The organism is Streptomyces luomodiensis, from assembly GCF_031679605.1.
Taxonomy (GTDB): domain Bacteria; phylum Actinomycetota; class Actinomycetes; order Streptomycetales; family Streptomycetaceae; genus Streptomyces; species Streptomyces luomodiensis.
This window is the reverse complement of the sequence record NZ_CP117522.1, coordinates 2,185,353-2,208,704: the sequence shown is the minus strand read 5'-3', so window position 1 is coordinate 2,208,704 and position 23,352 is coordinate 2,185,353. Positions and strand designations below refer to the sequence as shown.

The window sequence follows — 23,352 nt, the reverse complement described above, 5'->3', positions numbered from 1 at the left end:
ATGAACCGTACTTTTCATTTCTTTGCCGGCTTTCAGCCAGTGCAGCAACAGAGGCTTGCCGCCGCCGCGCTGCCGCCGCTGCCGCTGTGCCGCCGCCGTGCCGCCTGGGGAAGCGTCGTCTATCCCTACCCCTACGACGCATTGCGTCGTACACCAGCAATTTTCCATTAACTAGCGTCGTGAATTCACGAGAATTCCAGCAATTCCGAGCCTGAATTAATGCCGAAACATCCCGCGAGTCGAGCTATATTAGTCGTGTTCCCGGGAAATCCCGGGAAACAAATGCCCGGGTAAAGGGATCCGCCCGAATACGGATGACGGGTGGAGTGCGCCCGAAAGACGGCGGGCCGTGAATGGAAAGGAGTGGACATGAATGCCGACATGCGCATTCCGCCTGGCCTTGAGTCGGCCAGGTTGGCACCGCCCACCTTTCACGGCCCGACCCGGTTCCGCGCCGCAAACGAACGAGAGGCCATGTGATGACCAGCACCACCCAACCGCCCACCCCGCCCACGACCTCGCCCGCCCCGCCCGCCACGCCTGTGCCGAACGCACCGGCAGGACCAGCGCCTTCGGCGGCCACGGCGAGCGGCAGGGCCCGCCCGGGTGAGTTGCGCGCCTGGATCGCCAAAATCCTGGCCACAAGCCCCTCAAGCAAGCAATTCAGCGTCACGGAGCTGGCACACACGCTCGGGCATTCAGGCGGTGCGGTCGGCAACGCCTGCGAGACCCTGGTGGCCCGGGGCGAGGCGGAGAGGGTCGGCTCGAAACCCCGTATGTACCGGGCGACGGGCCTTACCGCCCAGGCCGCACAACACACGGCGGCCACGGCACCCAGCCCAGGCGGCACGCCTCCGGCGCCACGACCGGCCACCCCGCCGCCCGGCGGGAAGCCCGAGCCGGTCACTCGGCCTAACGGGCAGCGCTATCACCCCAGGGCACTGGCCAAACTGCCCGATGTCGAGGCGCTGCGGCGGCTGCGCGAGGCGAGCGTGCCAGTGCTGCTCTACGGACCGCCAGGTACTGGGAAGACGTCACTGATCGAGGCGGCCTTCCCGGACCTGATCACGGTTGCCGGGGACGGCGATACGACGGTCGGCGACCTGGTCGGCGAGTACACCCAGGACGCAAGTGGCGGCTACCAGTTCATCTACGGCCCGCTGGTGACGGCGATGTTGGAGGGGCGGGCCCTGTTGCTGGATGACGCGACGCTGATTTCCCCAAAGGTGCTGGCAGCGTTGTATCCGGCGATGGACGGGCGGCGCCAGATCCAGGTCAAAGCACACAAAGGCGAGACAATCACCGCCGCCGACGGGTTCTATGTGATCGCCGGTCACAACCCTGGAGTCCATGGGGCGGTCCTGACCGAAGCCCTGGCGAGCAGGTTCTCGGTACAAATCCAGGTGGGCTCGGACTACGACCTCGCCGCCGCCTTGAAGATCAACAGGACGGCGGTGCGGATCGCCCGTCACCTGGCCACCAGCCAGCAGGCGGGGGAGGTGGGCTGGGCCCCGCAACTGCGGGAGCTGATCGCCTTCCAAAAGATCGCCGATGTCCTGGGTGTCGATGCCGCATTCGCCAACCTGGTCGGCATCGCGCCTCTGGAAGACCGCGACACAGTCGCTGAGATCGTCACCAAGGCCCTGGGCAGGCCCGTCACCGCCCTGGCCCTCGGCCGCCAACTCTGACGCCACTTCCCGCCCGGCTGCCCGAGCACGCCGCCTCCGGCCATCGGCCGACACCCACGACATCTTGAGGAAGGGACCGATCCGCCATGCCTGCCCAGACCCAGGCCCATGTACAGCACCAGCCGCCCGCCGTGTCCGAGTCTGCATGGGCCCAGGCGCGGTGGGAGGACGACGGCGGGCCGCTCTTCGAGCCGAGTCCCGCGCACCAGGCCAGTCAGTGGCTGCGGATCTCCGCCGCCCTGACGCACCGGTTGCCGGAACTTGCCGGGCGGGAGGACGTGCTCGTCACCTGCGAGCATGGCACCCGCTCCGGCGCCCCGGCCGCCTTCTACCCCGCCACGGCGACCCTGGAAATCGACGCCGGGCTCTTCACCCCCCTGAAGGCGGCCACCATCAACCCGAGACGGCCCGGAGACGAGGAACGCTATCCGGTGGCCTGGGGCGCGCTGGTCCACGAAGCCGCACACGCCGCCCACAGCCTGTGGGCCACCCCGCCCCAACTGCGCGGTACGGCCCTGGACTCCGCAGCGGCACTCTTGGAAGAGTCGCGCATTGAAGGGGCACACCTTGTCCGGCGTCCCGCCGACCGCCGGTTCCTGAGAGCCTGTGCCCGCACCCTGATCATGGCGGACATCAACGCCCACACCCCTAGCGACCGGTGGCAGGCCGCCTACGCGGCCGGTCTCATCCTCGCCCGCCGCGACGCGGGCATCCTCGACCCCGACGAGACCGAACCGCTGGAACAGACCGTGACCGGCATCGTCGGCCCTGACCTCCTGAACACACTCACGGCCATCTGGACGGCCGCACACACCACCGGTGACGACGACGGGCCCGGAATGCTCGAGCACGCACGGGCCTGGTGCCAGGCGCTCGGCACCGAACCCGCAGGGGCGGAACCCGCAGGCAGCGGACGGCCAGGCGACCTGGCCGAGGCGATCGGCAAGGTTGTGGAACGGGTTCAGGCAAACGAAGCTGCCCAGGCCGCAGTCCAGGCCCAAGCCGCAGCCGCGCGAGCCGCCCGGGCCCGGGCGAAGGCCACCGACGCGGCCCACGCACGCCAAGCCGCCCAGACGGCGGACCGCGTATTCGCACGGGCAGCACGTCCGTTCACCCCCGCTGAGTCCGAAGGAGGCCCCGGTCGGTCGCCGGTGACCGGCACCCGGCTACCCACCGGGCCAGAGAAATCGGCCGCAGGGCAACTGGCCAGGGCGCTGCGGGCCGCCGCCTACCGGGAACGCGTCACCACCGTGACCGCCTCGGCCGCCCCGCCCGGTCGCCTCAACATGCGCCAGGCGCTGGCCCGGGACGCTCAAAGGGCCGCAGGCGCCACCCCGACCGCCACACCCTGGGTGCGTACCGAACACCGGCCCAGCCCAACTCCACCGCTGCGGGTGGGCATTGCTGTGGACGTATCCGCGTCGATGGGGGATGCTGCCGGTCCGATTTCCTCGGCCGCCTGGATCCTCGCCAAGGCCACCGCACTGACCGACCCCGACTCGCGCACCGCGACCGTGGCCTACAACCGGTCCCTGACCGCCATCATCGCCCCCGGCCGCACCCCCACACAGGTCACCCGGTTCACGGCACGCGGTGGTGGCCACTGCCTCGCCGAGGCCATCGACGCCCTGTCCGCCGGGCTGGCCCTGACACAACCGGGTGCGGGCCGCCTGCTGGTGATCGCCTCCGATGGCTACTACGCACGTACCGAAGCCGCCCAGGCCAGCGCGCGCGTCAACGCCCTGAACAAGGCCGGGTGCGGGGTGCTGTGGCTCGCGTTCGCCCCCGATCCCCGCCCACTGCCCGGCACCACCCTGCTGGAGCTGACCGACCCGGCCCACGCAACTGCCGCGATCGCCAAAGCCGCAACCGCAGCCCTCACCACCGCCCGATAACCTCAACCAGCCGACGCCAACGCGCCACAAGGCAACCCACCCACACCGCCGCCCCGGCCCAGCACCGGGCCGGGGCCCGGGAACCACGATTCGGTCGCATACCCGAAACACGCACAGCCGGTTCCCATCGACCGGGGGAAGCGTCGTACACCAGGCGATGCTCGACGCATTGCGTCGCACGCCCACCCATAAGCCTTCATTCCCGTCGCGAAACCCCCGGAATTCCAGCAATTCAGAGCCCCCATTTCGGACTTGCTAGTTCCATAGGTCGAGCTATGGTGGTCGCATTCCCCAGAAAACCCGGGAAGCCAATTGCCGAATCACTCCATTGAATCCGACCGTAGGGCGCCTTTGTCTAAAACGAAGTGCAACTTGCAGTCGAATTCCGGCCCGCCGATCCGGCACCCCCGGGCACACACCTACCCCGTCGAGACGCGGCACACGAGGCGTTCACCCAGACTGCGCCCGCCACGGCCACGGCCCGCGCCAGTGCTGTGTCAAAGAACCACACCCGAATTCTCTATTCCTACAGGAAGGAGCCCGCATCATGACTCACCCCACCCCCGGTGCCCGTATTCCGGTACACCCCCGCTATCTGGCCGCCAGCGACGGGTGCGCCGACGCCGTCTTCGCCCCGCTGACCGGCCCTAAGTGGCACAAGCGGACGGACGAGTGGGGCAATTACCACGCCTTCGGCGACCAGGGCCGCCTGCACATCGGGTTCATTCCGAAATACTGCGAGCTGGTCGAACCCATCGGCCTGTGGCACATCGAGGCCCGCCCCCACCGCGACGCCCCGGCCCTGTGGCGGGCGGCGATGAGCGATTGCACCCCATCCGAGATCATCGCCGCCCTCACCACCGCGCTGGCCACCGACGTCGAAACGGGCGGTGACCGCCCGCCCTTCCTCCGCTACAGCGGCCCCCCGGACACCGTCTGGCGCCCCCTGACCGAAGCCGGATGGCAGCACAGCATCAGCGAATTCGGGGCCCGTGCCCTGGCACCGGATCTACTCGCCGAGGTCACCCACACCCCGCCGCGCCCGGGCCCCGCCCGGGACCAGGCCCGCGAGGAGGCATGGCAGGTCGAAGTCCGGACCAGCGACGGCGGCGAGGCGCTGTGGTGGGCCGAATTCCACACCGACACCCCGGCCCATCTAGTCACCGCCTTCGCCACAGCCCTGGCATACCCGCAGCTGCTGTGGCACACCGAGCACACCCTCCCGCCCCAGACCCACCGCCTGCTCGACCGCGGCTGAGCGCCCCGCAGACAGGGTGCCGCCCCGCACACCCCGGGCCGGGGCAGCACCCCACCCACCCGGCCAAACCCCGAACACGCGGAGCCAACCGTGACACACCACCCCCGAAGCAGGCAGCCGTATCTGATCGTGCCCCGCTACCTCGCGGGCCCAGACCCCGACGCCACCACCGCCGCCGCTCACGTCCTGCAAGCCGCCGGATGGCATACCGAACACACACCCGACCACACCGACTACACAGACCCCGGCGGCCTGCGCCAGGCGCGCCACCTCGCCGAAGACGCCGACCCACGGCACCCAGGGCAACCGCTGATGACCTGGGAGTTCACCGCCAGCCAGGTGCACGGTGGACGCACGGCCTGGACGGCGTGGTTCTGCCGGGACACCCCGCCCGAGTTCATCGCCGCCTTTGCCGCCGCCCTCGCCGACAACACCCCCGCCCCGGGCACCGGCCCGCATTACCTCCAGCCAGCCACCTCACCCGAACCCGCGACGGCCCCGCTGGCGGCAGCCGGATGGACACGCCGACCCGGGAACGGCGAAACCGCCTGGTACGGGCCCCACCAGCAGGCAGTCGTCGTCACCCCACGCTTCCCGGACACAAGCCACCGAGGCGCGGCGAACTGGCTGTGCGCTGCCCGCCGCGCAACCGACGCCACCGCGCTGTGGCTCGCCCTCGCCTGCCCCCACACCCCCACCCACCTGATCGCCGCCCTCTGCCGGGCCATCACCGACCCCACCCCCGTCCCACGCCGCACCCCACCCGCCCCCGACACCGGCGCACTCACCATCCCCCACCCCGCCTGACCGCCCAAGGGCCCCAACGCCCGCACTCACGCCCCCGACGGCGCCGTACTACTCCCCGGCCGGTGCCGTGCCGCCTCACAACCCCAGGGACGGCACCGGTACCGGGCCCCTACCACCGCAGACAAGGAGCACATCGCGATGCAGCACAACCAGCCCCAGACGCACCTGGACACCCGCAGGCACAGGTCATGACGTCCATCGCCGAAGCCGCTCAGGCCGCCGCCGTATTCATTCAGCACAGCGCCGCTACCAGCGAGTTCGGCCCGTACCGGGGTGCCGACCTCGCCCGCACCGCCGTACGCCTGGCCAGCACACTCAGCCTCAGCCCGCACCACATCACCGTCACCCCGGACTGGCTGCGGCGCCGCACCACCCCCGGCGAACCCCTCCTGGCCACCGCCACCTGCCCGGCCACCGGCACCCGCTACGAATTCCTCGCCCGCCACCCCCTCCACGAAGACGACCCCTTCGAACTCCTCGGCCCCTGTTTGATCTGCAAGGCCCAGGTGCCCCTGGCCGACATCCGCCACCTCGCCGACCTCGGCACCTTCCTGACCACCGGCCCCGCGCCTGTCGACGGAGGCGCTATCCCGCCCACCTACCCCGACACCTTCGCCGACGACGACGCCCACACCCCCACCTGTCCCTACGGCCCGACCCCATAACCCCACCCCGCACCACCGAAAGGCCCCCGCGTGGCGATGAACAACCCCACCAGCCGCCTTCGCGGCAACACGAAAACCTCCGCCCCTCACACCAGCCCACCGCCCTCCAACCTCGCAGGGCCCGGCGAAGCCACCTTGCTCACCACCCTCGGCGACGACGGCTACATCGCCCTGCGCCGCAACCGCCAGGCCACCCACACCGCCTTGGGAACACTTGCCCAGCTCCTGAGCGACACCGCCCGCGAAGCCGACCACATCCACACCACACTCCGCCGCTACGCCACCAGCGCCCGCGATCACCTCAACGACGCCCTGACCCACCAAGGCCCGCCCCACGCCGACGCAACAGCCGTCCTCTACTCCAGCCGCGCCACCGAACTCCACGCAGCCCGCTACGCGCAGCAGATGCACCAACTCGACCTGGTCCTCGACGCCTACCAGACCGCCCTCCTGGCCGTCTAAACACCCCTCACGGCCCCACCCGGCGCCCTCCGCCCCGACGGCACACGACATTGGCCCCCACGCCTGCCCATGGCCCCGCCACCCCCATGGCCCTCACCCGGCGCGCCCCGCGAAAGCGCCCGGCAACCCCAGAATTCCGCGAAAGGCAAAACCCTGATGTCGACCCCCGGCCTACAGGACCACCGCCCCCTCGTCCACCAGATCCTCACCCGCAGCCACCACCTGCTCCAGCGCACCAGCACTCCAGCCCCGTTCGCCGACATCCTGCACACCGCAACAGAAAAGATCTGCAACCAACACGCCTGCCACGTCTCACCCCACCACGCGGCGTGGCTCGAAGCCGAAGCCGCCTCACACATCATCACAGCCGCCGGATGGCACACCGCCGGCCTGACCGACCCCGCCCTCCCGCACTACCTCACCCGCCTCGACCAACGCCCCCACCTCGCCCGGCTGCGCCTGCTGGAGACCGCCGCCTACCGCACCAACCCCGACCGCCCCACCACCCCCACCCCCGCCACGCCTTCCATGCCCCGCCAACGCACAGCAGAGGGCACACCGCGCCCCAGACGAGTGGCGCCGTGCCCCTGCGCATGCAACAACGGCGGATCCTGCGGCGGCTGCGGACACGCCGGATGCGGCGGACGCCGGTAGCCTAGTCAGCAAGCCCAATGGCCTTGCCCGCGACCGGACACCGGTCGCGGGCAAGGCCATTGCGCTGCGACGTCGTACTGTTCGCAGGACGCTGTGGTGCTTCGCTTGTCCCTCACCCTGACCGTCGCTACCCCGTCACGAACGCCCAAAGTTCCGGTGTAGCCAACGGGCTTTGTTCATTTGACGCGGCTCTGGCTCAACTTTTGTGGTGCGTCCTCTCGGCACGGCCGGTCTAGGGTGTCGGGTCGTGACAGTTCTGATCGTTGGTGGTTCCGGATTCTTAGGTGCCGAACTGGTCCGGCAAGCGACAGTGGCCGGGCACACGACGGCCGCGACCTACGCGACCAGGCCTGGGAGCACTCGAGAGGTCCCGTGGCACGCCCTCGACCTGCGGGATCCTGGAAGTGTGGAAGCGGTCATGACCGAGGTCAACCCTCGTGTCGTCGTCAACGTTTCAAGCGGCGGGGCGGACTGGGCAGTCACAGCCGAGGGGCCTGTCCGTCTGGCGATGGCGGCGGCGAAGTCCGGCAGCCGTCTGATCCATGTCTCCAGCGACGCCGTGTTCTCCGGCGTTATCTGCGGTCCTGATCTGGCCCTTGTTGTGTGAGGCACATGGGCTCATCAGTCCGTGTGACTGTGAGATATCTGCTGGTTGTGAGCCACGTCTTGACGGTCAGTCATCGGTGTCATGAAGTTCCGTGCTGCATGCGCCGAGTCCCCGGTCGATGGGCGCCCGCTGTGGGTCGTGGTCGATGAGTCGTACCGGCTTCACCATGAGTCCTGCCTGTTCCTGGCTTCGTTGCGGGACATGGGTCGGTCGTTCAACACCGAGAAGGCGTACGGCATCCGTTCCGCACTGCTGCTGACCTGGTGCTCCGAACGCGGCCTCGACTGGAAGTCGATCACACTGCTCGACCTGGCCCGGTTCCTGCGCTGGCTGGTGGACGAGCCGCTACCGCCACGCAGCCCGCGGCTATCGTCCCCGCCGCGCTTCCGGATGGAGAAGTCCGCGAACGCGGTGATGACCGGGGTCTGCGAGTTCTTGCGGTTCTGCTCGCGCAACGAGTGGGTGGACGCGGAGCTTGTTGGCCGGCTGTCGGAAACGAAGTACCTGAGCTGGCTTCCGCCGGGCAAGGATGCGGGCGAGGACGGCCAGTTCCGCACAGTGAGGACGAAGATCCTCAAGCTGCCGGAGCCGTCCGAAGAGGCCGTGGAGTATCTGCCCCCGGAGGAGGCTGACCAGCTGTTCCAGGTCGCCACGCGGGCCCGCGACCGGTTCCTGATCGCCCTGCTGGGCTGCACGGGAGAGCGGATCAGCGAGGCCCTGGGACTACGCCGTCAGGACATGCACCTGCTCAGCGACTCACGGATGCTCGGCTGCCGGGTCGAAGGCCCGCACATTCACGTCCGGCGGCGGGCGAGCAACGCCAACGGAGCCTTGGCCAAGTCCCGCTTCGCCAGGGTCATCCCGGTCACCGAGGACCTCGCCGGGCTCTATGCGGACTACCAGCTCGAACGGGACGAGGTCCCCGAAGCGGCCGGCTGTGACATGGTCTTCGTGAACCTCTTCCACGCCCCGCTCGGGCGACCGATGCGCTACGGCACGGCGAAGGAGCTCTTCGACCGGCTGGCGAAGAAGACCCAGCTCACCGCACGTCCGCACATGCTGCGGCACGGGGCGGCCACGGCCTGGGTCCGCGCTGGCGTCGACGAGGACGTGGTCCAGGACCTGATGGGGCACGTCTCCCGGTCCTCGCTGACGCCCTACCTGCACGCCAGTGACGCGGACAAGCGGGCGGCAGTCGAGCTGGTGGCAGCAGGGAGGCGCTCGTGACCAGTCCCGCCCCGATCACAGCGGAGCCGCACTCCGACGTCGTTCCCCTCGACCTGGCGGCCTGGACGAGCTGGCTGCAGGAGCAGGTCGATCCTCTCTGGCGGCCGGGCGAGTGGTCCCAGCAGGCATGGTTCTTCGACGGCGACGTGGACAACCCGCGCACCTCGGCCTCGAAGTGCGCCACTACCTCGTGCTGGACCGTGATGCCCTCCCGCAACCTGCTCTGCCGGCACTGCCTGGATGCTCACAGGATCAGCCCGCTGAGCCGGGAAGAGTTCGTCGCCACCTACCAGCGGCCCCGACGGATCCGCACGAAATGGGGATCCGAGCGCGAGCCATGCGCTCTGGAAGGGCCCTCCGGCAGATGCGAACGGCCGGCCTACAGCGGCAAGATTTGCCGCACCCACTACTCGCGTTGGCGCCGGCGCCCGGATCCAGAAACCACAGTCGAGGAATGGCTGGCTGTCACCACTGCGGAGCCGCTGGAAGCAAGGCCGACCTGCATTGTCCGGGGCTGCTTCAACCAGCGAGTGGTCGCGGGACTCTGCGGCACGCACGTCCAGCGGTGGGACCGTGACAAGAGGGCGGGTGCGACCCGTGACCCCGAGCAATGGGCCCGGCAAGCGGCCACCCGTCTGCTCACCCACCAGTTCACCCTGCGGGACCTGGAGGAGCCTGTCCGCTGGGAGCTTCTCTACGCACTGCAGCAACGGGATGCCCGCGGCGGCATCATCGAGCCGATGGCCACCCGCCATCTGACCCGTCGGCTGGAGGGCGTCCCGAGCCTGCTGACGGTGGATGTCGCGTCCTTCATCGAAGGGATCTACCAGCACCACAACCTCGCGGCCTTGATCCGCGAGACCGTCCGAAGTCTGCGCCGAGCCTCCCTGTCGTTCCGCGGCCTGACGCCCACCGATGCCGACACCTGGGATCTGGGCTGGATGAATCTGCGGTCCCCGGCGCTGGGCGGGCGCCGCAGCCGCCCGGGACAGGTCGACGCTTCCGCCATCCGACAGCCGTGGCTCCGGGAAGTGATCAAGACATGGGCCACCACGGTTAGCTTGGACAGCGGCAAGTTCAAGCAGGTGTTCGCTGCTTGCGTCGTCGCTTCCGATGCACTGCATGCCCGGCCCGGCGGGGGCCAGGACTACACGAAGCTGCGGTTCGCCGACATGCAGGCGGTCTTCACCGCGATGAGCCGCATCCGACGCACCACCGATGACGAACTCGCCAGCCGGAACCATCGCCAGCAGTCGTTCGGCTACTTCATGGAGATCGTCGACTTCGGCCGCAAGACGGACATGCTGACCGGCATGCCCGGCAGCTTCGACCGGGACAAGACACTGGTCCTGCCGCCCGAGGAGACGAGCGAGGACGCTGCCGGCCGGGCCGTCCCTGAGCCCGTCATCGCCCAGCTCGATGCCCACCTCGCCCTGATGGGAGCCGGCTTCCCCTACGGCGAGATGGAGCCGGCCGACGTCGAGCTGATGATGCAGACGGCCTACTTGGTCCTGCGTGATACCGGTCGCCGTCCCGTCGAGGTCGCCAGCCTGCGGCTGAAGTGCCTGGAGACCCGCGGGGACGAAGACACCCTGATCTGGGACAACGTCAAGAAGCGCCGCTTCGGCCGCAAGCTGCCGATCACCCGCGAAACCGCCGCGGTGATCAGGACCTGGCAGGCCCGTCGACGGGAGCTGGAGGTTGCCTCCCGCAGCCAGAAGTACCTGTTCCCGTCGATCACCGGCCGCAGCGGGATCGCGCACATGGGGTCCAACCTGGCCAACGCGATGCGGGACTGGGTCGCAGCCATCCCGGTGCTGCTGAGCGACGAACTGGACGAGCACGGCAACAGGCTGCCGTTCGACCGCTCGCTGATCTTCCTCTACGCGTTCCGGCACGCCTATGCCCAGCGTTACGCCGACGCCGGTGTCCCCGTTGACGTGCTCAAAGAGCTCATGGACCACCGGTCGATCGTCACCACGATGTCGTACTACCAGGTGTCCCTGAAGCGGAAACGAGAAGCGATCACGACCATGCGGCAGCACACCATCGACCGTTCCGGACGGCCAGCACCGTTCACCAGCACCACCGACTACGAAGCGCAATCGGTCGCCGTCCCGTTCGGCAACTGCCGCGAGCCCAGCAACGTCAAGGCCGGCGGCAAAGCCTGCGCGATCCGCTTCCAGTGCGCCGGCTGCGGCTTCTATCGCCCCGACCCGTCCTACCTGCCCGCGATCGAGGAGCACGTCAACGACCTGCGGGCCGACCGCGAGACCGCCAAGGCCATGGACGCCGACGACTTCGTCGTCCGCAACCTCACCGACCAGATCACCGCCTTCACGACAGTCGCCGACACCATGCGCAACCGGCTCAGCAAGCTCCCCACGGACGAGCGCGAGGAGATCGAGGAGGCCAGCGCGGTCCTGCGGAAGGTCCGCGCGACCCGGGACCACAAGCTGCTGCCGCTGACCGTGATCCGCAAGGACGCCTCGGATGCCTGCTGAGACGTCCGAGAAGCCCTCCAGGACACCCGCAGAGATCCTCAAAGCCGCACGTCAACGGGACAGTGCCGACAAACGCGGACGCGTCCTCAAGGCCGTCCAGGACATGCTCCGCGACAACCGGCGCATCACCTTCGCCGCGGTCGCCCGCGAAGCGGACGTCTCCAGCTGGCTCGTCTATGCCCCTGGCCTGCGCGAACGCATCGACCAGGCACGGGCCCGCCAGGCCGCCCAAGGCCACCAGGACCAGCAAAGCGGGCGGAAGGTCTCCACCGCCAGCGAGCAGACCGACCTGCTTCTCGCCCGACAGGAGATCAAACATCTCCGAACCGAGAACGGCCAGCTGCGGCAACAAGCCCGCATTCATCTCGGGCAGCAGGTCGAACAGCTCGGCAACCACGACCTGGTCGACCGCATCAACGAGCTCACCGAGGAGAACCTGCGACTCTCCACGGCGGAACGACAGGCGACCACGGAGAACACACAGCTCCGGCAACGAGTCACCGAGCTCGAGGACGACCTCGCCGCAGCCCGCACCAGCCTCCGCCGCATGATCCGCAACGAGAACCTCGCCTAAGGTGTCGGCTTCACTGCGTGCTGGCCATCGACGAATTCGCCAAGAGCTGGGGCCGCTGGGGACCGCGGAACTGCCCCCAAGGCGGCCTTCCCAGATGACGATGACCTGCGGCTTCCCCCTACCGACGCCTGAATACTCCCGAAATCCATGACTCCGTTGTGGGACGTTCCGCTGCCACGAATACCCGATGACAGACGGAAGAAGGAAGGAGGCGGAGGGAATGCCCAGCTCGAATGCTGACGATCGGCACCAGGCCGACCAAGAGCCCTGCCGCGTGCTTGGTCCTGTCGGACAGTTCATTGCGCTGGTGACAGCGTTGGTGATCGATCTGACAATCAAGCACCTGATCGGCGCCTGACGAGGAGGTTGGCCCTGCCGGGCGCAACGGCGTCGGCAGGGTCGCTCCCGGTCGTGAACTCGGCTGGCGGCACAACTTGCCGCTGGCCAGACGACAGAACCGTGCCTAACGTCCCTCACACAGCCACATGAGCTTGACCTGCAACAATACCCCGCGAACCCCAGATAACCGGCGCCCATGTCCACTACGACGAGTCCTGCCTGCCTGATCCCGTCACCCCGTACGGGGCAGCGAAGGCCGCAGCGGAGACAGGGGTTCTTCTCGTACATCCGAACGCCGTAGTGGCCCGTACCTCGCTGATCATTGGCGACGGGAAGTCCGTACACGAACGTGCGGTGCACGAACTTGCCGCCGGGACCCGCGCCGGCGTCCTGTTCACAGACGACATCCGCTGCCCGGTGCATGTGGCCGACCTGGCCGCAGCACTCATGGAACTCGCGTCGGGAGATGCGAGCGGCATCCACCATCTCGGTGGAAACGAGGCCCTGAGCCGTCACGAGCTCGGCATCCTCATCGCCAGGCGCGACGGACTCGACGACTCCCGACTGCCCACGGGTCTACGGGCAGATAGCGCGCTTCCCGGGGCCCTCGACGTGCGCCTCGACAGCCGCGCGACCCAGCGCAAACTACGTACCACGCTGCGCGGCGGCCACGAGTTCCTTACCCCGGCGGCTTAGGCCGTGTATCGGAAGTCCCAGTTAGGAGGGCTCGGGGTTCCTCTGTCAGCCAGAATGCTCGGATGGTCATGCTTGAGACTCCCCGATTAGTCCTGCGTCGTTGGCGCGCGGATGACGTTGTGCCCATGGCTGCTGTCAATGCAGATCCCGAGGTGATGCGGTGGATCGGTGACGGCAGTGTCCGTGACGTACAGCAGACTCGCCGCGGCATCGAGGCAGCGGAGCGCGAGTGGGGCAGGCAGGGCTTCGGCCTGTTCGCCGTGGAGATTCGCTCGACTGGCGAACTGGCCGGGTTCACCGGTCTTTCGGTCCCCGAGTTCATGCCGGAGCTCCTGCCTGCGGTTGAGGTTGGCTGGCGGCTGGGGCGTGCCTACTGGGGGCAGGGCCTGGCTACGGAGGCCGCTGTGGCTGCAGTGCGATTCGGGTTCGAGGACTGTGGACTGGGCCGGATTGTTAGCATTGTCCAGCTGGACAACGGCGCCTCTGAACGAATCATGACGAAACTGGGGATGCATCCGGTCGGTGAGGCCGTCGATCCCAGCTGTGGTCGTCGGGTTCGGGTGTTCGAGCTGTCGTCGGACCAATACGTCACAACTACTCGTTGATGGCGGCAACGAGGACTGTCGCCTCATAGCGAACCGCCAGCTTGTCGTAGCGCGTGGCGACGGCGCGGTGTCTCTTGAGGCGGTTGATCCCGCACTCGACCGCGTGGCGCTCGCGGTAGTCGTCTGGGTCGAAGTGTGGTGGTCGGCCGCCGCGGGAGCCGAGCTTCTGCCGGTTGCGGGCCTGGTCGGCCTTGTCGGGAATGGTGCAGCGGATGCCTCGGCGGCGCAGGTAGGCGCGGTTCTTGCGGGAGGCGTACGCCTTATCCGCCCGCACGCGGTCGGGGCGGATGCGTGGCCGGCCCGGCCCGATGCGAGGCACGCGAACCTTTGCCAGCACGGGCTCGAACTGCGGCGAGTCTCCACGCTGTCCTGCTGTCACCACTCCTTGCTCGACGGCCAGGTGGAGCTTGGTGGTGAACCCGCCGCGCGACCTTCCCAGCCCGTGATCACGGGCTCAGCGAAGAGGCCACCCGGTGGTTCCTTCTGTAGGTCGCCCTGCTTGCGGGTTCCGGCCGCGTGCTGGTGGGCGCGGCAGACGGTGGAGTCCACGCTCAGGTCCCAGACGATCGTGCCTTTCGCGTCGGCTAGGGACTGGAGGTGGGTGAGGATCCGGTGCCAGGTGCCGTTCCGCTGCCATCGGCGGAACAGGTCGTAGATCCGGCCCCACGGCCCGTACTCGACAGGTACATCCCGCCACGGAACGCCGGTCCGGACCCTGAACCGTATGCCGTCGATCAGCTGCCGCCGAGGCCAGACAGGCGGCCGCCCCTCCCTGGCCCCCTTTGGCAACAGCGGCTCCAGCACCGCCCACTGCTCGTCCGTGAGATCTCCCCGACCCATGAACCATGATCATTGACGGCTCAAGATCCACTTTCGATACACGACCTAACGCCTACAGCCCGGCGGCTCGCTTTTTGCAGATCAGGCACTTGATCCCGCACCACCACAAAACTTGGGTCAGAACCACCACTCGTGAATGAAGCCAGCCAACCGAGCCACCGGCTCGCCACCAGGGAGCCAGTGGCGAGCCACCCCTTACCCGGCAGGGGTGACCGGCGACGGGGACGACCGGCAGACCCAGAACGAGGGCCGGGTGCCGCCCTGCTGATTGCGGACGGCCCCCGGCCCTTGATGAGCCGTCGGCGCGTCTATGCGTCGCTGCTGACGGGCTCGGTGGCGAGGCGGTAGGTGCGGGGACGTTCGGTGACCTGTTCGGCGATGCCTTGCCTGGCCAGGGTGGCCAGGGCGTTGGCGATCGCGCCGGAGCTCTTTTCGATCACCCGGCTGATACGCGTGGCCGTGAACGCCTCGTTGGGATGCCCGGTCAGGTGGTCGATGACCATCTGGCGCAGGGCGCCGGGAGCGAGACGGACCTTGGCTCCGCCGGACAAGGGGGCCGACTGGATGGCTTCCGATGCTCCGAGGGGCATGGTTCCCCCCACCGGGGGCGTAGGAGCGGGCGTCGGAGTCGGCGAGCCGTCGGCCCCCATCTCCCGGTCCGCCTCCCCGGGGGCATCGGGCTGAGCCTTGTGCCCCATCTGCTGAGCGTCAGTGTCGGGTTCATCGGCGTGGGCCTGGCCGTGGCCCGGCGCGTCGTCCCCGCTCGTGGGCGGCTGTGCCGCGTGGGCGAGGTCATCGTCGGCGTGCGGTGTTGCAGGCTCGGGGTCCGCCGTGGTATCGGCCGACGGCTCCTGCGGAGTGTCCGCTGAGGGGCTGGCGTCGTTGCCCGGCGCGGGAGCCGCGTACCAGTAATTGACAGGACGCCCGCGGCCTTCGGCGGCGCTGGTCTCGGAGCGGGCGAGGCCCATCTGTTCCAGGAGACGCAGGGCTTTGGTCGTGGTGGAGCGGCCGGCTCCGGCAGCTTGGGCGAGGTCGGCGCTAGTGGCGCCGGGCTGGGCGTTGAGCGCGGCCCATACGGCGGCCGCAGCGCCGGTGAGCTGTTGAGGGTGGGAACGGTCTGTGGCTGCCGGGCGAGGGCGGTTGGGGGTGGTTGACATGATGGGGTCTCCCGCCGTGGGTGGTTGGTGGTTTTGGAGAGAGCCCCGGCCGGGGTGCTCGCGGCGCGTGGCCTACGCGGTAGATCCGCGGGCGACCACCATGGACGCTCTGCAGCGGTCGACAAGTCAAGCCGCGCCGCTCACTCCCACGGGTGGATCTGCGGTCGGCTGGTGAGGTGCAGTCCCGGGCATGGTGCCGGGTGCGGTGTGGGATGCGGGTGCTCCTGGGGCGCGGTGGGTATCGAGCCGGGTGCGTAGTTCCCGGGCGCGTCGTTGGCCCAGGTGCAGGTGGTGGCGGAGCTGCCGGATGCTGACCGGCTGCCCGGTGCTCTGCCGTGCGGCGGCATCCAGGGCGAGGGCTTGCGCGTACAGCTCCGCGTCTGCGCGGCTATCCGTGCCGGACCGGGGTGCGGGCGCGTTGGCGGCAGGGTGCGGCCGGTCGGGGCGCGCGGGCGTTTCCTGCGGGCCATCGCCCGTCGGGTGCGGGTGCGGCTGCAGTTCCGGGAGCGCGCCCGGGTCCGGGTCCGGGTTTGGGATGGGGCGCGGGCGCGGGTGCGGGGTGGGGTGCGGCTGCCTGGCGGGTGCGGGTGCTCCCGGAGCGTTCCAGTGCTGCTCCCGGAGGGGCGCGGGGGTGGGGTGCGGATGCACCTGCCGGGGTGCGGTGGCGGTGTGCGGGTGCAGGTGGGTGGTGCAACGGCGGTAGGCGGCGACGGTTTCGGTCAGGCCGATGAGGAGCAGTGGGGGTACGGAGTGCAGCAGCACTCCGGCGGGGTCTGCGCGGCGGGGCCAGCCGATGTGTTCGTCGGGCCACAGTGAGGTCCAGGTGTTCATGACGGTTGCGGCGAGCCCGGCGGACCAGCGTAGGGCGGTTGACCAGCGTGGTGGTGGGATACCCCAGGCGGCGAGGCGGGCGTCGGCGTACAGGACGGTGGTGAGGGTGAGGGCGACCATCGGGTCCAGAAGGAGGGCGATGGGCCAGGGGATGTGGTGGTCGGTGGCGAAGAGAGTGACGTTGACGGCGGTGAAGACGAGCGCGAGGACGGCGACGCCGGCCAGGATGCGGACGAGGGCGCGCAGCAGGGTATCGACTTCGGCCTGGGTGGGCTGTTGGCTCACCGGGCACCGCGCAGATGCGGGCGGGCCGCGCCCTGATATGCGGCACCGGTCAGCCGGACTCGGGCCTCGCGGACCACGGCTCCGGGGCGGGGAGCGTCGATCATGCGGTGGTGGCCTGCGTAGATTCCGACGTGGGTGATGGCCTGGGGACTGGTGCCGAAAAACAGCAGATCTCCGGGAAGGAGACGCTCTGGGGCGGCCAGGCGGGGTCCGGCGTCGTACTGGTCTTGTGCCACGCGCGGGAGGGTGATCCCGATGCTGGCGTAGGCGGCTTTGGTCAGGCCGGAGCAGTCGAAGCCGCCCTCGGAGGGGCCGTCGCCGCCCCACACATACGGTGTGCCGATCTGGCGGCGTGCGAAGGCGACCGCGGCTGTTGCGCGCGCGGAGCCGGTGGCGGGTTCGCGGCTGGTTGCTGGTGAGGCGGCGGCATAGCGTCGTGCGATCCGCAGGATGCTGGCGACGTAGGCGTGGGAGTGGTTGTAGGCGTAGATCGCGCGTTTGAGGTTCTGGCTGTGTCTGGCGCCGTGTGCGCAGAGCAGCCGTGCTGCGGCGAATACGGCGTCGACCGGGTCCCATGGGGTGGGCGGCCTCTTCCCGCCCGGGGGTACGGGGTGGGCGTAGGCCCGGAAGGTGGATGGCAGGAATTGCATGGGCCCGACCGCCCCTGCCGGGGATTTCATGGTGGGGTGGCGGCCGTGGTCGGTCTCGGCCTTGCCGATCGCGGCAAGGATGGTCCAGGACAGGCCCGGGCATTCAGGGGCGGCCCGCTGGTAGAGGTCCAGCATGGCCGGCGGAACGTCGGCCAGAGCGTTCTTGCCCGGGGTGGCTGTGAAGGTGCCGGAGCCAGGGACGACCGAGTCGAGCAGCGCGGCTACCAGGACGGTGGCCAGGAGCGGTAGTGCCACGATCGTGCAGCCGATACCCGTGGTGGCCTTGAGGAGCATGCTCATCAGACCGGTGTTGCGGGCGGCAGTGGGGGGACGGGGAGGGTCAGGGCCGTGTCGGCGTCGGTGGGGTCGAGTCCGGCGGCTGGGGTCAGGTCGGTCCAGTGGGCGGCGAGGGCGGTCAGTGTGGTGCGGCGGGCTGCGGGTTCGAGCGGGGTCCACCAGGGGCCCCAGGGCGTCGTGGTGGTGAAGTCCAGGGAGGAGGTGGCGACGTGGAGGTTCAGGTCGCGGGCGGGTTGGGTGAGGCGGTGGCGGATGGCGCGGTCGCGGGAGGCGGTGCGGGTGTGGATGAGCAGGGCGGGGCGGGTGCCGGTGGAGGTGGTGAAGGCGGCGTATCCGGCGAGTTTGGCCTCCACCCGGGACAGGGACTGGGTGCCGGTGTCGTATTCGAGGAAGAACGGCAGCAGGCAGGGGTCCTCGGTCGCGCTGGATGGGTCTTGCCAGTGGGCGTAGGCGTCTGGGCGGATCATGTCGTCCCAGCGGCGGGCACAGGAGCGTTCCGACAGCCACAGGGTCAGACCTCGGCCGGGGGAGTGGCGGGCGTAGGCGGTGAGGAGGGTGAGGAGTTCGTTGACGCCGACGTCGTGGCCCAGGGAAGGGGAGTAGGCGATGCGGCCGGTGGTGGAGGGGCGCCAGCCCAGGGCTGGGAGTTCGCATCCGGTGTGGGCGGCGAGAAGCGTGGCGCCGAGGGGGCCGAGGGTGTAGTGCTCGGGGGCGGAGCCGGTATGGACCAGAGGGCGGAAGGAGTCCAGGACGGCGTACTGGTGGAGGGCGCGCAGGCGGCGCTGGGCGGAGCGCGGACCGGTGAAGGCCAGGCGGGTGATCTGGGGCGCGGTCAGGACGCGGTGTTCGTGGACCATGGCGGTCAGCCACAGGTCGCGTTCGGTGAGCCGGTGGGTGAGCGCGACGATGTCGGTGTGGCGACGTGCTGGTGGGGTGGGGCGGGGGCGGGTGGTAGCGGCGCGTGCGGTGTAGCGGGAGCCGGGGCCGGAGGCGGGGCGAGGCAGAGCGGGCATGACAGTTCACCACCAAGGCGTTCAGGACAGACGGGATGGGAGGGCGTGAAACGTTGTCAGGGGCGTGTGGCCGTTCGGGGTCCGGTACGGGCTGCTGCTGCGCGTAGGTCGGCGGCGCGGCCGGGGACGGGTGGCGGCAGCGGCCGGGTGGTCAGGGTGAAGGCTGCGGATTCGGCTCCGCTGGTCAGCAGGTGGGCTGCGGCCTGGTAGGGGCCGAGGTGGGCGAGATCGTGTGCGGTGAGGGTGGGGAGGGTGTGGCGTTCCAAGGCGCTCGCGTCTTCCGGGGAGGCGTTGAAGAAGATCTTGTTGCGGGCGTTGGCGGAGATGCCTTCCCGCAGGTCGCGTGGTAGCTGGGCCAGGTGCTGGTGGGCGAGCGTCATGGACAGTCGGTAGCCGCGGGCCTCGGCGAGCATGTCTTCCAGCGGGTAGGGGAGGGTGAGGAAGTTGTGGGCTTCGTCGACGTAGAGGGCGGCGTCGATGCGCTGGTATTCAGGGGTGCGGGCGCGGGCAGAGGCGGCCTGCCAGGTTCCGGCGACGATGAATGAGCCGAGCAGCCGCGCGGTCTCTTCGCCGAGGGCGCCTTTGGGGAGACGGGCGAGCAGGATGCCGCCATCGAGGACCTGGGCGAGATCGAAGGTGGAGGGGCCGGCGGAGATGGTGCGGCGGGCGAAGTCGCGCAGCAGGAAAGCGCGCAGTTTGTTCATCACCGGGCCGACCACCGCGGCGCGGGAGGGCTCGGACATCGATTCGTACCAGGCCCAGAAGCCGCGCAGCACCGGGTCTTTGATGGTGGGGATCAGGCGCAGGCGGAAGGCGGGCTCGCCGAGCAGGCGGGGGACGTCGGCGAGGGTGACCAGCTGGCCGCTGAGGGTGCGGTGTTTGAGGAGGGTGAGGCAGGCGGCGCGCATCACGTCATCGGTCCTCGGTCCCCAGAAGGCGGTGAAGATGCGGCGGAAGATGCCGGTGATGTTGTCGACCACGACGTCGATGTCCGCACCGTCCAGAACATTCAGGCACGGCGGGGCGTGCACATCATCGGGGTCGATCAGGACCAGGCGGTCGGCGCAGGTGTCAGGGAGCCGGGCGAGGAGGTCAGTGACCAGATCTCCCTTGGGATCGATGACGATCGCACCCCGGTGGTTGCGCACGTCATCAAGGACGAGGTGAGCGACGAGCGTGGACTTCCCGGAGCCGGTGGCGCCCATGAGGTGCACGTGGTGGCGGGCGTCGGGGACCGCGAGCCCCACCGGGCGCCGGGCACCGGTGTCCGAGCGGCCGAGCGGCTTGACCCCTTGCCCGGGCGCGGGCTGGGGCACGGTGGGCGGCGGCAGAACGGAACGGGCACCGGCCCGCCGCAGACCCGGGGCGTCCGCGTCAACGGGGAGATGAGCCAGGGCCGCGAGCTCAGGGACGGACAGGAGCGCGGCATGCGTGGGGAAGAGCCGCCCCTCCAGTAGCCGATGTGGCTTGGGCAGGCGGGCGCGGGCGAGCCAGTTGCGTTCCGCGTACAGGCCGAACGCCGAGGCGAGCGCGTGGGCGCGGCCGCGCACCAGGTCCCGTGCGCGGTCTTCCTCGCCAGTGCAGGTGGCAGCGTAGGTGATCGTCGTCTGCCACTGGGGGCCGGCGAGCTTGGCTGCGGACTGGCGCACCGCCACGCTGTACTCGACATCCTGCCGGCCGGTGCTGGTGGGTTGCGGTCGGTGCAGCAAGAGGGCTGAGAGTGCGGGAAGCCGCCGGGCGGATTGCCCGGCCTTCAGCCGCCGCGCCGCCCGGCGCGCCCGCCGCACCACTGCTCCCGTGGCCGGCCGGACCAGGATCTGCACACACGCGGTCTCGCCCTCGCCCATCCCGGTTGCCGCCTGCAGCAGAGCCCGGAGCGGATCGGCGGCGTGTTCGGTGCGCAGCGGCAGCACCTCCGGGCGCGCCGGCCGCAGTCGGCCCGCGCTGACCTGATGACCGGGCGGGATGAGCCCTGGTGGTTCCAGCACGCGGCTGTGGGCTCCGGGCCAGGCCGCCTCGACCGCCCGTCGTACCAACCCCACCGGTACCGTGCCCGGCACCCACAGCCGGATGGAAAGCCCCGCGTGCGTCCAGACGTATTCAAAGCCCAGATGCGGCTGCCCACTCACAAGGCGGCGCCACCATGGCCGCATCAGGCCCGCGAGCTGTGCCCAGAGCACTTCGCCGCCTTTGGCCGCGACCTGCGGTGGAGCCAGGATCTCCACGCAGCGCGCGCCCTCGCTGAAACACCGCTGACGCTTGCGCCGCACACCGCTTCGTGCAGCAGCGGCGCAGACAGCCACCGCCGTGGTCACCGGGGCGAGCACCGGCGTGTACGGAGCCATCCAGCCGAGCACGCCGTGACCGGTGGCGGCCCAGAAGCCGGTGGGATCGGTGAGGAAGTCGACTACAGGGCCGTACGGTTCGGCGGCGGACAGGAGCGCGTTCCCCGTCACAAATCCCACTCCTCATCGCCGAGAGCTGCATCGATGCATGGGGCATCGGAATCGGTGTCCTCGGCCATCCGCTGAGCTGCCAGTTCTCCCGGGTCAGTGGTGATGATCTCGTGCTCGCCGGGTGCGGCCACGGACACCAGCGCGACCTTGTGCCTCTCCCCGGCCAGCAGCAGCGCCTCGCCCCGCGCGGCGGACAGCAGGAACTCCCGCTCGCCGTGAGAGAGCCGGAAGGACTCGCTGATCGTGTCGATGGCCTGCGGGGCCTGCCGGAGCAGAATCTGCGTCGCCGCATTGGCGACCACCGCCCGGCCCAGCGGCGAGGCGAGAACGTCGTCGGCATCCTGGGTGACCACGGCGAGCCCGGTCCAGTACTTGCGTGCTGCCTTGGCCATCCGGAACAAAAAGCGCGCGCCTGCCGCATCACGCATCAGCAGCCACGCCTCGTCGACCACCACCAGATGTTTGCCCTGCCGGCCAGGGGCGGTGACCGGCCGCCAGACCGCGTCCAGCGCGAGCAGCATCGCGGGGGCTTTGACCTCTTCCGGCAGCTGCCGCAGCGCGAAGACCACCAGGTGGCCTGCGGTGCTTGCGGTGCTTGGGCCGTTGAACACGGAGGTATGCGACCCGGTGACGTAGGGCGCGAGCCGCTCCGCCAACTCCACACCTGCCGGGCACCCATCTTCGGCGAGCACGGCGGCCAGGTCGGCGAGCACGGGCGGGGTACGCGTCCACGTGCGCGGGTCGGCGGTGATTCCCGCCTGGTGGTACGTACGCAGGATGGCCCGGTCCAGGACGGCTTTGTCCGGCCCGTCCAGTGGGCTGCCCAAGAGCACAGCGAGGAAGGAGTGCAGGAACAGCACCCGCCGGGTCAGCACATCCTCCCGGCCCCCGGTCTCAGCGTGGGACGGGAGGTCGAAGGGGTTCAGGCGCCCCTCGTCGGCGCCGAGCGCGATGACCTGTCCGCCGACAGTGTCCGCCAGGCGAACGTACTCGTTCTCCGGATCGATGACGGAGGCGGTCACACCAGTGAACAGCAGCCGCAGCAGTTCCAGCTTGGCCAGGTAGGACTTGCCGGCTCCGGAACGGGCCAGCGTGATCGAGTTGTAGTTGTCGCACCCGAAGCGATCCCAGAGCACCGGTGCACCGGAGACGGCGTTCAGCCCGTACAGCACTCGCGAACCAGCCTCTGCCTGCCGACCCTGGATGGGCAGGTCGGGACTGGTGAAGGGGAAGCACGCGGCGAGCGCCGCAGTATCGAAGGTGCGGCGGACCTTCAAGGTGTCGATGCCGAGCGGCAGGGTGGCCAGCCAGCCGGGCAGCGCCCGGTAGGTCGTTGGCGCGACTGTCATCAGCAGCGACTCCGCGACCGCCCGAACGGCTGCGACCTGCTCGGCGAGCGTGTCCTCATCCGCGGCATGGACGGTCATGTACAGGCCGACGCGGAAGAGCTTTCCTTCGCCGCGGGCGATCCGATAGGCGAGCTCGGCCGCATCCGCTGCGGCGGCCTCGACCTCCGGGTCGTCCAGATGCCCTTTGTCGAGTCCGCCGCGCCGACCGGACTCAAGCCGGGCGCGTTGCTTCTTCAGCCTGGCAGCGGCCACAGGATTGGGGACCGGGTCGATGTGCAGCGCGATGTCGAGATGCCCGGGGAAGTTCAGCAGGGGCGCCAGCCAGCCGGGCGCGACTTCCGCGGGATAACCGGTCACCACCAGCGAGGAGGCCAGATGTCCGCCGACCGCCAGGGTGCGCGCGTGGACCTCGACCGCCTCCGGGCCGACCGGTTCCAGCAGCTCCTTCGCCGAAGTGAGTGTGTCGGCCCCTTTGCGGCGGGCCGTCAACCGT

At 69.5% G+C, this 23,352-nt stretch carries 20 protein-coding genes and 2 pseudogenes; 15 read left to right on the top strand and 7 right to left on the bottom strand.

Annotation, left to right across the window (positions count from 1 at the left end):
- The 15 genes and pseudogenes from PS467_RS09355 to PS467_RS09285 all read left to right on the top strand — a co-directional run bounded on the left by PS467_RS09355 (position 1) and on the right by PS467_RS09285 (position 13,981).
- Positions 1-171: a hypothetical protein gene (locus tag PS467_RS09355; RefSeq protein WP_311034874.1), complete on the top strand. Its 171-nt coding sequence runs from the start codon at positions 1-3 to the stop codon at positions 169-171.
- 452 nt (positions 172-623) lie between these two features.
- Positions 624-1,688, top strand: a complete 1,065-nt coding sequence (locus tag PS467_RS09350; RefSeq protein WP_311039798.1) for an AAA family ATPase — start codon at positions 624-626, stop codon at positions 1,686-1,688.
- Between the two features lie 86 nt (positions 1,689-1,774).
- Complete coding sequence (locus tag PS467_RS09345; RefSeq protein ID WP_311034873.1) at positions 1,775-3,583, top strand: VWA domain-containing protein; 1,809 nt, start codon at positions 1,775-1,777, stop codon at positions 3,581-3,583.
- Positions 3,584-4,130: 547 nt separating this feature from the next.
- On the top strand, positions 4,131-4,841 hold the full coding sequence (locus PS467_RS09340; protein WP_311034872.1) for an SPDY domain-containing protein: 711 nt from the start codon (positions 4,131-4,133) through the stop codon (positions 4,839-4,841).
- A gap of 90 nt (positions 4,842-4,931) precedes the next feature.
- A complete protein-coding gene (locus PS467_RS09335) occupies positions 4,932-5,648 on the top strand; it encodes a DUF317 domain-containing protein (protein WP_311034871.1) in 717 nt (238 codons plus the stop codon).
- A gap of 188 nt (positions 5,649-5,836) precedes the next feature.
- A complete protein-coding gene (locus PS467_RS09330; protein ID WP_311034870.1) occupies positions 5,837-6,313 on the top strand; it encodes a hypothetical protein in 477 nt (158 codons plus the stop codon).
- A gap of 30 nt (positions 6,314-6,343) precedes the next feature.
- Positions 6,344-6,775, top strand: coding sequence for a hypothetical protein (locus tag PS467_RS09325; RefSeq protein WP_311034869.1), 432 nt, complete (start codon positions 6,344-6,346; stop codon positions 6,773-6,775).
- Positions 6,776-6,931: 156 nt separating this feature from the next.
- Positions 6,932-7,429, top strand: coding sequence for a hypothetical protein (locus PS467_RS09320; RefSeq protein WP_311034868.1), 498 nt, complete (start codon positions 6,932-6,934; stop codon positions 7,427-7,429).
- A gap of 247 nt (positions 7,430-7,676) precedes the next feature.
- Positions 7,677-8,000: pseudogene (locus tag PS467_RS09315) on the top strand (sugar nucleotide-binding protein); the annotation flags it as partial.
- A 117-nt stretch (positions 8,001-8,117) separates the two neighbouring features.
- Entirely contained in the window at positions 8,118-9,263 is a 1,146-nt protein-coding gene (locus tag PS467_RS09310) for a tyrosine-type recombinase/integrase (RefSeq protein ID WP_311034867.1), read from the top strand.
- Positions 9,260-11,767, top strand: a complete 2,508-nt coding sequence (locus tag PS467_RS09305; protein ID WP_311034866.1) for a tyrosine-type recombinase/integrase — start codon at positions 9,260-9,262, stop codon at positions 11,765-11,767. Before PS467_RS09310 ends, PS467_RS09305 begins: the two co-directional genes overlap by 4 nt.
- The gene (locus tag PS467_RS09300) at positions 11,757-12,341 is read left to right on the top strand and encodes a DUF6262 family protein (RefSeq protein WP_311034865.1); all 585 of its coding nucleotides are present in this window, start codon (positions 11,757-11,759) and stop codon (positions 12,339-12,341) included. The genes PS467_RS09305 and PS467_RS09300 overlap by 11 nt, the downstream gene beginning before the upstream one ends.
- Positions 12,342-12,561: 220 nt before the next feature.
- A complete protein-coding gene (locus PS467_RS09295; protein ID WP_311034864.1) occupies positions 12,562-12,699 on the top strand; it encodes a hypothetical protein in 138 nt (45 codons plus the stop codon).
- Between the two features lie 167 nt (positions 12,700-12,866).
- Positions 12,867-13,376: pseudogene (locus PS467_RS09290) on the top strand (sugar nucleotide-binding protein); the annotation flags it as partial.
- Positions 13,377-13,444: 68 nt separating this feature from the next.
- Positions 13,445-13,981 (top strand): GNAT family N-acetyltransferase, encoded by a 537-nt coding sequence (locus PS467_RS09285; RefSeq protein ID WP_311039797.1) that lies wholly within the window; start codon positions 13,445-13,447, stop codon positions 13,979-13,981.
- Here the strand turns inward: PS467_RS09285 and PS467_RS09280 are convergent.
- The 7 genes from PS467_RS09280 to PS467_RS09250 form a co-directional block, all read right to left on the bottom strand.
- Positions 13,971-14,821, bottom strand: a protein-coding gene (locus PS467_RS09280; RefSeq protein ID WP_432280558.1) for an IS5 family transposase whose coding sequence is annotated in 2 segments (ribosomal slippage) — positions 13,971-14,429 and positions 14,432-14,821 — 849 coding nt in all. Because the reading frame shifts where the segments join, the coding sequence is not laid out codon by codon here. The genes PS467_RS09285 and PS467_RS09280 overlap by 11 nt on opposite strands.
- 308 nt (positions 14,822-15,129) lie before the next feature.
- On the bottom strand, positions 15,130-15,978 hold the full coding sequence (locus tag PS467_RS09275) for a MarR family transcriptional regulator (RefSeq protein ID WP_311034863.1): 849 nt from the start codon (positions 15,976-15,978) through the stop codon (positions 15,130-15,132).
- Between the two features lie 126 nt (positions 15,979-16,104).
- Entirely contained in the window at positions 16,105-17,094 is a 990-nt protein-coding gene (locus PS467_RS09270; protein WP_311034862.1) for a hypothetical protein, read from the bottom strand.
- Entirely contained in the window at positions 17,091-18,044 is a 954-nt protein-coding gene (locus PS467_RS09265) for a C40 family peptidase (protein WP_311034861.1), read from the bottom strand. Before PS467_RS09265 ends, PS467_RS09270 begins: the two co-directional genes overlap by 4 nt.
- Positions 18,044-19,054 (bottom strand): replication-relaxation family protein, encoded by a 1,011-nt coding sequence (locus PS467_RS09260; RefSeq protein ID WP_311034860.1) that lies wholly within the window; start codon positions 19,052-19,054, stop codon positions 18,044-18,046. Before PS467_RS09260 ends, PS467_RS09265 begins: the two co-directional genes overlap by 1 nt.
- Positions 19,055-19,110: 56 nt before the next feature.
- The gene (locus tag PS467_RS09255; protein WP_311034859.1) at positions 19,111-21,519 is read right to left on the bottom strand and encodes a DUF8128 domain-containing protein; all 2,409 of its coding nucleotides are present in this window, start codon (positions 21,517-21,519) and stop codon (positions 19,111-19,113) included.
- Complete coding sequence (locus tag PS467_RS09250; RefSeq protein WP_311034858.1) at positions 21,507-23,348, bottom strand: VirB4 family type IV secretion system protein; 1,842 nt, start codon at positions 23,346-23,348, stop codon at positions 21,507-21,509. Before PS467_RS09250 ends, PS467_RS09255 begins: the two co-directional genes overlap by 13 nt.
- Between the last annotated feature and the right edge of the window lie 4 nt (positions 23,349-23,352).